This window comes from Nonomuraea sp. NPDC049486 (assembly GCF_040676925.1).
Classification (GTDB): Bacteria; Actinomycetota; Actinomycetes; order Streptosporangiales; family Streptosporangiaceae; genus Nonomuraea; species Nonomuraea ferruginea.
The window spans coordinates 90,863-103,147 of record NZ_JBFAPV010000022.1 but is presented as its reverse complement, the minus strand read 5'-3'; the positions used below and the strand labels follow the sequence as shown (position 1 = coordinate 103,147).

The 12,285-nt window shown below is 74.7% G+C and carries 5 protein-coding genes; 2 read left to right on the top strand and 3 right to left on the bottom strand.

Going from position 1 to position 12,285, the window contains the following annotated elements; translation table 11 throughout:
- Positions 1-137, bottom strand: a 137-nt coding sequence (locus AB0K05_RS40705; protein WP_364236648.1) for a polyketide synthase docking domain-containing protein, incomplete at its 3' end; no start/stop codon positions are given.
- On the bottom strand, positions 127-8,841 hold the full coding sequence (locus AB0K05_RS40700; protein ID WP_364236639.1) for an SDR family NAD(P)-dependent oxidoreductase: 8,715 nt from the start codon (positions 8,839-8,841) through the stop codon (positions 127-129). The genes AB0K05_RS40705 and AB0K05_RS40700, both read right to left, overlap by 11 nt.
- A 257-nt stretch (positions 8,842-9,098) precedes the next feature.
- Here AB0K05_RS40700 and AB0K05_RS40695 point away from each other — a divergent pair, with 257 nt between their 5' ends.
- Entirely contained in the window at positions 9,099-10,469 is a 1,371-nt protein-coding gene (locus tag AB0K05_RS40695; protein ID WP_364236636.1) for a condensation domain-containing protein, read from the top strand.
- Positions 10,470-10,488: 19 nt separating this feature from the next.
- Positions 10,489-11,997, top strand: a complete 1,509-nt coding sequence (locus tag AB0K05_RS40690) for an amino acid adenylation domain-containing protein (RefSeq protein WP_364236634.1) — start codon at positions 10,489-10,491, stop codon at positions 11,995-11,997.
- Between the two features lie 9 nt (positions 11,998-12,006).
- Here AB0K05_RS40690 and AB0K05_RS40685 read toward each other — a convergent pair whose 3' ends face one another.
- Complete coding sequence (locus tag AB0K05_RS40685) at positions 12,007-12,213, bottom strand: phosphopantetheine-binding protein (protein WP_222708855.1); 207 nt, start codon at positions 12,211-12,213, stop codon at positions 12,007-12,009.
- Positions 12,214-12,285 lie beyond the last annotated feature (72 nt).

The window sequence follows — 12,285 nt, the reverse complement described above, 5'->3', positions numbered from 1 at the left end:
GGAAAACGACACGCCATCCCCACGATCGCCACCGGCTCATGCCTGCGCCCCTGATCCTCAGCCAGCCGCTGACGCGTCTCCGCCAGCTCGACGGTGACCTTCTTCAGATAGGCGCGAAGCTTGTCCTCATTCGCCATGGTCCAGCCCTTCCTGTGGCGATCTCAGAGGAGATGTCATCGTTCGGTTGTCGATCAAGGCGAAGATCTCCTCGTCGGAGGCGGACACGATCTCCTCCGCGGCGCCGTTGGACCTGGTGGGCGCGGCAACCAGCGTGTCCGCCGGGGTCGCGCCGATCCTGGTGAGAGCGCTCTGCAGAATGGCGACGAGCCGGTCGCGTACGGCGTCCGCCTCGCCGTTGGCGGCGAGCATCACGGATTCGGCCTGGTCCACCGCCGTCCGCAGGGCGTCCTCGGCGGAGGGCGTCTCGGGGGCCAGCGTGCGGAACAGGTACTCGGCGAGCGAGCGGACCGTGGGGTGGTCGAAGACCAGCGTGGACGGCAGCCGCAGCCCGGTGCCCGTGGTGAGGCGGTTGCGGAGTTCGACGGCGGTCAGGGAGTCGAAGCCGAGCTCGTTGAAGGCCCGGTCCACGTCGATCGAGTCCGCGCCGCCGTACGCGAGGACGGCGGCGACGTGCGAGCGGACCAGCTCGGTGAGGTGGGTCAGCGCGCCGGCCTCGCCCAGCGCGGCGAGACGCTCGGTCAGCTCGGCCGGTCCCGCCGAGGGCTGGGCCTCGGCCCCGGCCGCCGCCCGTCGGGGCATGCGGACCAGGCCGCGCAGCACACTCGGCAGCTCCTCGTTCTCCGCGCGTGCCCTCAGTCCCGCCATGTCCCAGCGGGCCGCCACCACCACCGGATCGGCGTCACCGGCCAGGGCGGCGTCGAACAGCGCGAGCCCTTCCTCCACCGGCAGCGGGGCGATCCCCGCGCGGGCCAGCCGCGCCCGATCGGCCTCGCCCATGGCGCCGCTCATGCCGGACTCGACATCCCAGAGCCCCCACGCCACCGACACCGCAGGCAGCCCCGCCGCACGCCTGGCGACCGCCAGCCCGTCCAGGAACGCGTTCGCCGCCGCGTAATTGCCCTGACCCGCGTTGCCGACCACCCCGGCCAGCGACGAGAACAGCACGAAGAAGCCCGGCTCGGAGGACCCGGTCAGCTCGTGCAGGAACCAGGCGGCGTCCGCCTTCGGCCCCAGCACCCCGGCCACCCGCTCCGGAGTCAACCCCTCCACCAGGCCGTCGTCCAGCACCCCGGCGACGTGCACCACACCGGCCAGCGGACCAGCCGACGCCACCACGTCCGCCAGTTGCGCGTGATCGGACACGTCGCAAGCGGCCACCCGCACCCGGGCACCGGCTTCCTCCAGCTCCGCCACCAGCCCGGCCGCGCCCGCGGCCTCAAGCCCACGCCGCGACAGGAGAACCAGGTCCCGCACCCCGTGCCGCGCCACCAGCCGACGCGCCACCAGAGCACCAAGCCCACCGGTCCCTCCGGTCACCAGCACCGCACCAGCCACCTCAGCGGGCTCGGAGACGGCGGGAGCGGTGGCTGCCGGGCGGCGCACCAGGCGGGGGACGAGGACGGTGTCGTCGCGGCCGGCGATCTCGGTCTCGCCCGCGGCCACGGCTGCGGCCAGCAGCCCCCAGGCGGAGAACTTCTCGGGCACGTCGGCCAGCACGAACCGGCCCGGCTGCTCGCTCTGCGCCGCCCGCACCAGCCCTCGCACCGCCGCGCTCGCCGGGTCGTCACCCCGGGTGAGGCAGACCAGCCGCGACCCGGCGAACCGCTCGTCCCCGAGCCAGCCCTGGACGAGGTCGAGCGCCTGGCCCACCGCGTCGTGCGCGGAGTACGGCAGGTCGCCGGGGTCGGCCTGGCAGGGGGCCAGGACCAGGTCGGGGACGCCGGCCGCGCTCATCTCGGCCAGTGACGCGAGGTCGTAGTAGCGGGGCGGCTCGATCCCGGCCGCCGCCAGCTCGGCGCCGATCTCGTCGGTCAGCTCGTCGGAACCGGCCAGCGCCCAGCGCAGCTCGGACGCCCCGGCCACGACCGGCTCGACCCACTCGACGACGTGCGCCGCGGAGCCGGTGGAGCTGACGGGGGCGGCGTTCCTGGGCATCCGGCGCAGGACCAGCGTGTCCACGCCGCCGATCCACTGCCCGGCGCCATCGAAGATCGTCAGCGAGACGCGGTCGTCGCCCGACCCGTCGATCCGCACCCGCAGCGTCCGCGCGCCGGTCGCGACCACCCGGACCCCGTTCCAGGAGAACGGCAGCAACAGGCCGGAATCGTCCGCCGACTCCAGCACCACCAGGTGCAGCGCGGCGTCCAGCAGCGCGGGGTGCAGCGTGAAGCGCCCGGCCTCGCCGCTCACCGGCTCGGGCAGGGTCACCTCGGCATAGGCGTGATCGCCCGCGCGCCAGGCGGCCCGCAGCCCCTGGAACGCGGGGCCGTACTCGTAACCGCGCTCGGCGAGCCTGCCGTACAGGTCGTCCAGGTCCACGGGCTCGGCCTGCGGCGGCCACGAGATCGGCGCGGCCGGGGCGGTGCCGGAGAGCCGACCGGCAGCCTGGGCAGCGAGCGGACCGGCGGCCTCGGCGGTGCCGCCCAGCGGACCGGCGGCCGGGGCGGTGGCCGAGCCGAGCAGGCCGGTCGCGTGCCGGATCCAGCCCTCCTCGGCGTCGCCGCCCGTGCGGCCGTGGACGGTGACGGTGCGGCGGCCCTGCTCGTCCGGCCCGCCGACCGCGAGCTGCAGTTGTACGGCTCCCGTCTCCGGCAGGAACAGCGGGGCCTCCAGCGTCAGGTCCTCGACCTCGTCGCATCCGACCTTGGCCGCGGCCTCCAGTGCGAGCTCGACGAAGGCGGTGCCGGGCAGCAGCACCGCACCCTCCACGGCGTGGTCGCCGAGCCACGGCGCGGTGGCCAGGGACAGCTGCCCGGCCAGCAGGAACCCGTCCTCGGCGGCGAGCGGGACACCGGCTCCGAGCAGCGGGTGCCGGGACGGGGCCAGCCCGCCGCCGGCGGTGACCGGCTCCGCGTCCAGCCAGTGCCTCGCGGCCTCGAAGGGGTAGGTCGGGAGCCCGTCGTCGTGGCTCGTCGCCGGGCCGAGCGCCGCGGGCCAGTCCACGTCCACGCCGAGCACCCAGGCCTGGGCGGCGGACTTGAACAGGCGGGCCGCGCCGCCGTCGCCGCGCCTCAGCGTTCCTGTGGCGCCGCCGGACGCGTCCGCGAGCGTGTCCTCGACGTGCCCGGTGAGCACCGGGTGCGGGCTGCACTCCACGAACACGGGGGTGCCCGAGCCGGCGAGCGACTCCACCGCCTGGCGGAACAGCACCGGTCGCCGCAGGCTGGTGAACCAGTAGTCAGCCGTCAGCCTGTCCGTGTCGATCGTGCCGCCTTCCAGCGACGAGCAGAACGCGACCTCGGCCGGGCGTGGATGGACGCCGCCGAGCGTCTCCAGCAGTTCGTCGCGCAAGGCGTCGATGTGCGGGGTGTGGGCGGCGTAGCCGATCGCGACCCGGCGGATCCGTACGGTGTCGCCGTGGGCGGCGGTGAACTCCTCCAGCGCGTCGGCGTCGCCCGCCACCACCGAGCTGTCCGGTCCGCTGTGGATGGCGAGCCAGAGCCTGCCGGCCCACGGCTCCAGCATCCGGGCGGCCCGCTCCGCGTCGACGGGCACGGCGAGCATGCCGCCACGATCGCCCAGCCTCGTCAGCGCCCGGCTGCGCAGGGCCACGATCTTGGCGGCGTCCTCCAGCGAGAGCGCGCCCGCCACGCACGCGGCGGTGATCTCGCCCTGGGAGTGGCCGAGCACCGCGGCCGGCCGCACGCCGAGGGAGCGCCAGACCTCCGCCAGGGAGACCATGACCGCGAACAGCACCGGCTGGATCACGTCCGACCCCTCCAGCGCGGGCGCGCCGGGAGAACCACGCAGCACGTCCACGACCGACCAGCCGATGTGCGGGCGCAGCGCCTCCTCGCAGCGGAGCAGGGCGGCCCTGAACGTCTCGTCCTCGTCCAGCAGGTCCACGGCCATGCCCGCCCACTGCGAGCCCTGACCGGGGAACACGAACACCGGCCGGACCCCGGGCGCCGCCACCCCGCTCACCACCGCGGCACTGGACCCGCCTTCCGCCAGCGCGGCCAGCCCCGCCAGCAACTCCCGCCGATCCCCCGCCACGATCACGGCTCGGTGCCCGAAGCTCGCGCGCCGGGCCAGCGCCCGCCCCGCACCGGCCAGGTCCCGATCAGCGACGCCTTCCCCGTACGCGAGCAACCGCGCAGCCTGCGCCCGCAACGACTCCGCCGACCTCGCCGACACCGGCCACACCAGCGGACCACCACCGGCCGCGAACGCCTGCGCCAGCGGACCGTCACCGGCCGCCGACACGGGCTCCGGCGGACCGTCACCGACTTCCGGCACCCGTGCCAGCGGACCGCCAGATGACGGAGCCGGCGCGCCCTCCAGGATCACGTGCGCGTTCGTACCGCTGACCCCGAACGAGGAGACCCCGGCCCGCACCGGACGCTCGCCGGGCAGCTCCACCGCTTCGGTCAGCAACCGCACGCCGCCGGACTCCCAGTCCACGTGCGGCGTCGGCTCGTCAGCGTGCAGGGTCGGCGGGAGCGTACGGTGCTCCAGCGCTTTCACCATTTTGATCACACCGGCCACCCCGGCGGCAGCCTGGGTGTGACCGATGTTCGACTTCAGCGACCCCAGCCACACCGGCCGCTCGGCCGGACGTCCACGCCCGTACGTGGCCAGCAACGCCTGCGCCTCGATCGGGTCGCCCAACGTCGTGCCGGTGCCGTGCGCCTCCACCACATCCACATCGCGGGCGTCGAGCATCGCGTCGGCCAGCGCCTGACGGATCACCCGCTCCTGCGCCGGGCCGCTCGGCGCGGTCAACCCGTTGGAGGCGCCGTCCTGGTTCACGGCGCCGCCGCGGATCAGGGCGCGGACCGGGTGGCCCAGGCGGCGCGCGTCGGAGAGGCGCTCCAGCAGGAGAACGCCCGCGCCCTCGGCCCATCCGGTGCCGTCGGCCGCGGCCGAGAACGCCTTGCAGCGCCCGTCGGCGGCCAGCCCGCCCTGCCTGCTGAACTCGACGAACATCCCGGGGCTGGACATCACGGTCGCGCCGCCCGCCAGCGCCATCGCGCACTCACCCCGCCGCAGCGCCTGCACGGCCAGGACGACCGAGACCAGCGAGGACGAGCAGGCGGTGTCGGTGGTGAGGGCCGGGCCCTCCAGGCCGAAGGTGTAGGCGATGCGGCCGGAGACGACGCTGAGCGCGGTGCCGGTCAGCAGGTGGCCGTCGGCGAGGCCGGCGGTCCGGTGCAGCCGGGGGCCGTACTCGGGGGCCATCGCGCCCATGAACACGGCGGTGGCCGAGCCGCGGAGGTCGGCGGGGTCGATCCCGGCCCGCTCGATGCTCTCCCAGCAGATCTCCAGGAGGAGCCGCTGCTGCGGGTCCATGGCCGCCGCCTCGCGCGGGCTGATGCCGAAGAAGGCCGCGTCGAACCGGTCGGCGTCGTACAGGAAACCGCCGTACCTGGTGTCGCTGGTGCCCGAGCGGTCGGGGCCGGTGGCGAAGAGCGCGTCCAGGTCCCAGCCCCGGTTGGCGGGGAACTCGCCGATCGCGTCCTGGCCGGTGCCGGCGAGCCGCCACAGGTCCTCCGGCGAGGCCACCCCACCGGGGTAGCGGCAGCCCATCCCGATCACCGCGATCGGGTCGTCGGCTTCCGCCTGCCTCGGTCGCGGCCGTACGACCGGCGTGTCCGGCGCCGAGGCGGTGAGCAGGGCGTACAGATGGTCGGCGAGGCGGGCGGGCGTCGGATGGTCGAACAGCAGCCCGGTCGGGAGCTTCAACCCGGTCGCGGCGCGCAGCCGGTCGCGCAGTTCGAGCGAGGTCGCCGACTCGAAGCCCAGGTCCTTGAACGTCCGGGCAGGCTCCAGCGCGGCCGCGTCATCATGGCCGAGCAGCCGGGCAGCGGTCTCCAGAACCAGCTCCCGCACCTCAGCCGAACTCCGCGCGGACCGCACCTCCCGCTCCTCGCGCGACACCGCGTCCGGCGTCCCGCCGTCGCCATCACGCACCACGTCCGGCTCTCGGCCGGGCACGCGATCGCCGGGGAGGTGTGACGGTCGGTGAGCGTCCGGGGTGGCGGGCCCGTACGACCGGCGCTGGAAGGGGTACGTGGGAAGGTCCGCGAGGCAGGAGCGCGGCGTCTCGCGCACGGCGGGCCACTCGACCGGGGCGCCCGCCGCGTACGCCCGGGCGAGCGAGCGCAGCACGCGGCCGGCCCCGCCCTCGCCGCGGCGCAGTGTGCCGATCACCACGGCCTCGCCCCCGGCGTCCTCCGCCGTCTCCTCCACCGCCGTGGCGAGGACCGGATGCGGGCTGCACTCCACGAAGAGGTCGCAGCGTTCCCCGATCGCCACCCGCACGGCCTGGGCGAACCGGACCGGGTTGCGCAGGCTGCGGTACCAGTAGCCGGCGTCGAGCCCCGAGGTGTCCATCGGCTCGCCGGTGAGCGTGGAGACGAACGCCGTCGCGGCGCTCACCGGGCGGATCGGGGCCAGCGCGGCCAGCACCTCGTCGCGTACCTGCTCCACCTCGGCGGTGTGGGAGGCGTAGTCGACCGGGATGGCCTTGGTGCGGTGGTCGGTGAGCCGACCGGCCAGCTCGTCGAGCAGCTCGCGCGGCCCGGCGACGACCACCGCGCGCGGCCCGTTGACCGCCGCCACGGACACCGCCAGCGGGCCGATCGCCCGCTCGACCACGTCGAGGGGCGCCGCGACCGACAGCATGCCGCCCCGGCCCGCGATGCCGGCGATGGCGCGGCTGCGCAGCGCCACGACCCGCGCCGCGTCGGGCAGGCTGAGCGCGCCGATGACGGTGGCGGCGGCGATCTCGCCCTGGGAGTGGCCGACGACCAGGTCCGGCTCGACGCCGTGGGAGCGCCACACCTCGGCGAGCGCGACCATGACCGCCCACAGCGCGGGCTGGACCACGTCCACCCGGTCGAGTCCGGGGGCGCCGGGCCGCTCGCCGAGCACGTCGACCAGGGAGAAGTCCGTGTGCGGCGCGAGCGCGTCCGCGCACTCGGCGACGCGGGCGGCGAACACCGGCGACGCGGCCAGCAGTTCGCGGGCCATCCCCGGCCACTGCGACCCCTGGCCGGGGAAGACGAAGACGCGCCGCCCGCCCGTCGCCGCGCCGAGCACGACGTCGTCGTGCGGCAGGCCGCCGGCCAGCGCCCGCAGCCCGGACAGCCTGGCCTCCCGGTCCGCGCCCAGCACCACCGCGCGGTGCTCGAAAGCGGTGCGGCTCCTCAGCAGGCCGGCCGCGATCCCGTCCGGCTCGGCGCCGGGCTCCGCCGCGACCTCCGCGAGCCGGCCCGCCGCCGCGCGCAACGCCTCCGGTGACCGCGCGGAGACCACCCACGGCCACCCGGCGTCCCCGCCCGCGCGGGCTCCGGGGGCAGGGGAGTCCCCGGACCGCCGCAGGTCAAGATCTTCGGGGCGGGTCCGGGCGAGGTCCTCCGGTTCGGGGGAGCGCGGGGGTGGTTCGGCGAGCAGGAGGTGGCAGTTGGTGCCGCCCATGCCGAAGGAGCTGACGCCCGCCACCAGCCGCCCGCCCGCGGCCCAGGGGACGGTCTCGCGTACCACGCGCAGGCGCAGATCCGTCAGCGGGATCTCCGGCGGCGGCGACGCGAAGTGCAGGCTGGCGGGCAGCTCGCGGTGCTTGATGGCGAGCACCACCTTGAGCAGCCCGGCGATGCCCGCCGCGCCCTCCAGGTGGCCGATGTTGGTCTTGACCGAGCCGACGGGCAGCGGGTCGCCGTCCTGCCGGGCCGTCCCGTACGCCGCCCCGAGAGCCGCGGCCTCCACCGGGTCGCCCACCCTGGTGCCGGTGCCGTGCAGCTCGACGTAGCCCACGTCGCCCGGCGCCACGCCGGCGTGCGCGCAGGCCAGCCTGATGGCCTCCTCCTGCGCCCGCCGGCTGGGCACGGTCAGCCCCTCGCCGCCGCCGTCGTTGTTGACGGCCCCGCCGAGGATCACGGCGTGTACGGTGTCGCCTTCGGCCAGCGCGTCGGCCAGCCGCTTCAGCACGACCACGGCCCCGCCCTCGCCGCGCACGTACCCGTTGGCGCGGCTGTCGAAGACGTGGCAGCGGCCGTCCGGCGACAGCGCGCCGAAGCTGCCGATGGCGTCGGTGGTCTCGCCGCTCAGGTTGAGGTTGACGCCGCCGGCCAGGGCGAGCGCGGTCTCGCCGCGGCGCAGGCTCTCGCACGCCAGGTGCACCGCGACCAGCGAGGACGACTGCCCCGCGTCGAGGGTGAGGCTGGGGCCGCGCAGGCCGAGGAAGTAGGAGACCCGGTTGGCGATCATGGCGCGGTTCGCCCCGGTGTAGGCATGCCTGCCCGGCTGGGCGCCGGCCCGCGCCAGCAACGCGGCGTGGTCGTTCGAGATGGCGCCCAGGAACACCCCGGCCGCCCTGCCGCGCAGTCCGCCGGGGGCGGTACGGGAGCTTTCCAGGGACTCCCAGGCGAGTTCGAGCACCAGCCGCTGGTGCGGGTCCATCGCCGCGGCCTCGTTCGGGGAGATGCCGAAGAACGCCGCGTCGAAGCCGTGGACGTCCTGGAGGAAGCCGCCGCGGCGGTACTCCGTCGCCTCCGGCCACCGGTCCTCCGGCGCCTCGGTGACCGCGTCCACGCCTTCGCGGAGCAGCTTCCAGAACGCCCCGGGATCGGCGGCTCCGGGCAGGCGGCAGGCCATGCCGACGACGGCGATCGCGTCCGGACCGCCGGTGACCACCGGCCGAATCGACTCGTCACCCATCAATTCGCCACCCCAAGCCTCTGGCTTCTCGACGCCGCCGCTTTATCAGGAACGACTGTGCGGAACCGCCCGTCAATTGATCCGGTCGCGGGCTTTCGCTTAGTTATTGCGACTTTACGGGGCGACTTCTCGTCCGGCCCATGGCCCGCTGCTGGCACATTGTTGCCGCCATTACTTGCCATCGCGCGAGGCCTTGACCGGGGCGCTTCCCGTCCGCGATGAATAACGAGCGGAGAAAGCCGGTTCGAGGAGAGCACATGTCGGTCGAGGCACCCCTGAGTCACGGCCAGCTCTTCAGCTGGCGCGAGATCGAGCGCTACCCGCCTGGCTGGGGTCACGAGGCGAACCTGCCGTCGACGTGGGACCTGCGCGGCCTGTCCCCCGCGCTGGTGGACCGGGCGCTCGAACGTCTCGTCCGGCGGCACGAGACGCTGCGCACCACCTACCACCTGCGCGACGGCCTGCCGGTGCAGCGCGTCCACGAGGAGGTGCGGCTGCCCGTCGAGCGGGTGGACCGCCAGGTCGCCGACCCCACCGAGCACGAGCGGGTCAAGCTGGAGCGGCTGGCGATCCCGTTCCCGATGACCGGCGACCTGAACTGGCGCGCGCTGATGGTCACCTACCGGGGCGCGCCGATGTACCTCAGCCTGACCTTCTCGCACCTGATCGTCGACGTGTGGTCGATCCATCACCTTCAGGACCAGTTCAAGGCCCTGGTGGCGGGCTCCGGCGCCGCCGTCGAGACCGGCTTCACCCCGCGCGAGCTGGCGCGCAGGCAGCGGGAGGAGTCGTGGCGGCCCAGGCAGGCCGCCTCCGAGCGCTACTGGCGCGACGTGCTGGCCGGCGGCCTCACGGACCGGCTGCCGACGCTGCCGGCGCGTACCGAGAAGGAGCGGCTGGAGCTGACGCTGACCTCCCGCCGCCTGGGCGGGCTGGCCGCGCAGGCGGGCAGGACGCACGGCGTCACCCCGCCGGCCGTGATCATGGCTTTCGTCGCCGCGGGTCTGGCCCGCCACCTGGACACCGACCGGGTCACGATGAGCCTGATGTCGTCCAACCGGTTCGCCCAGGAGGACCAGCACAACATCGGCACGATGAACCAGCTCATCCCCTTCGTCACCGCCGTGGACCGCGGCGCCACGCTCGCCGAGCACATCAAGCGCCTGCACTGGGCCGGTGCCAAGGCCTACCGCCACTCCTGCTACGACTTCGACCAGGTCACGGCGATGGCCGCGCGGGCCGGGGAGGATCCGGGTCACGACTGCTGGGTCAACCACCTGTTCCGGGCCTGGTTCAACTACGTCCAGGTGGACCGGCGCCCCGCCGACCCCGCCGACCAGACGCCCGCGACGCTGCGGTGGACGCCGCTGGCCCAGAGCTACGGGCAGGCGTTCCGGGTCCGCGTCGAGGTGGACGACGGCGAGACCCGTGTGCTGATGCTGGCCGACCCCGACGTCCTGCCCCCGGAGGCGATGGTCGACATCATGCGGACGCTGGCGCTCGGCCTGCAGCTCGCGGTGACCGACCCCGGCCGGGTGCTGAAGGACCTGTGGAGCGGGCACGGCTGGGACCTCCCGGAGGCGCTGTTCCCCCGCGAGCTGCCCGAGCGGGCGGCGCGCGCGAGCTGACCGACGATCGGAGACACCCGTGGCACGCACCCTGTACCAGTGGTTCGCCGGTTCCGCGGCGCGGTACGGCGACCGGATCGCGCTGGAGACCGGCGGCGCCCGCCTCAGCTACGCCGACCTGGACGCGCTGTCCGCGCGCCTGGCGGCGGAGCTGGTCCGCGCCTGCGACGGCCCCCCTGCCAGGGCCGGCCTGTACGCGGCGCGCACCCCGCTCGCCTTCGCCGGCTACCTGGCGATCCAGCGGCTCGGCGCGACCGCGGTGCCGCTGAACCCGGCCGTGCCCGGCGCGCGCAACCGCACCGTGGCCGCCACCGCCGGGCTCGACGTGGTGCTGGCCGACGCGACGGCGCCCCCGCCGCCGGAGCTGCCCGCCCCCGTGCTGTCGCTGGACACCGACGGCCTGGCCGCTCCCCTGACGGCCGCGGGTGAGGCCGATCCGGACGATCTCGCGTACGTGCTGTTCACCTCGGGCTCGACCGGCGCGCCCAAAGGCGTGCCGGTGCGGCACCGGAGCGTCGACGCCTACCTCTCGCACGTCGTCCCCCGGTACGGGCTGGGTCCCGGTTGCCGGGTCTCCCAGACCTTCGACCTGACCTTCGACCTGTCCGTCTTCGACATGTTCGCCACCTGGGGCGGCGGCGCGACGCTGGTCGTCCCCGGTAAGTACGACCTGCTCAAACCGGTCGCGTTCGTGAACAGGGAACGGCTGACCCACTGGTTCTCGGTGCCCTCGGTGGTGTCGCTGGCCATGCGGCTGCGCCGCCTCACGCCGGGCGCCATGCCGTCGCTGCGCTGGAGCCTGTTCTGCGGGGAGCCGCTGTCGCTGCGGCAGGCCGCCGCGTGGCAGGCGGCGGCGCCGGAGAGCGTGCTGGAGAACCTGTACGGCCCGACGGAGCTGACCATCAGCTGCACCCAGTACCGGCTGCCCGCCGACCCGGCCGGCTGGCCGCGCACGGCCAACGGCACCGTGCCCATCGGCCTGCCGTACCCGGGGGTCGAGCACGTGGTGCTCGACGGCGACGGGCGGCCCGCGGCGGAGGGCGAGCTGTGCCTGCGCGGGGTGCAGCGCTTCCCCGGCTACGCCGACCCGGCCGACGACGCCGGCCGGTTCACCTCGTTCGACGGGGTACGCGCCCGCGACGGCGAGCCGGTGACCGGGGAGTCCTGGTACCGGACCGGCGACCGGGTCGCCTGGCGGGACGGCCTGCTGGTGCACCTCGGCCGGCTGGACCAGCAGGTGAAGATCTCCGGCCACCGGGTGGAGCTGGGCGAGATCGAGGCGACGCTGCGCGGCCTGCCGGGCGTGCACGAGGCCGTCGTCGTCGCGTTGCCGGGGGCGGACGGGGAGCTCGAACTGGAGGCGGCCTGCACCGGTCACGGGCTGGACGCGGTGGCCCTGGCCAAGGGGGTCGCCGCGGTGCTGCCCGGGTACATGGTGCCGCGCTCGGTCACCGTACTGGGGGAACTCCCGCTCAACGCGAACGGCAAGGTGGATCGGCGTGCGGTGGCGGGCGCCCTGCGCGGCTGAAGGGAGGCCTCACGGGCCGCGGGTCACCAGCGGCGACAGGGCCTCCCACAGCGAGCCCACGGTGGCGAACGTCCTCTCGTCCAGGATCTCGTCGGGCACCTGGACGCCGTAGGCGTCCTCGATGTCCACGATCAGCCGCACCACGCCCATCGAGTCGAGACCGAGGCCGGCCAGGTCGTCGAAGCCCGACAGCGCCCCCGAGTCGGCGAAGGGCAAATGCGACCGCAGAATATTCTGGAAATCGTGAGGTATTTCAAAAATCGCCATCGGGACCTCACAAATAAAGTC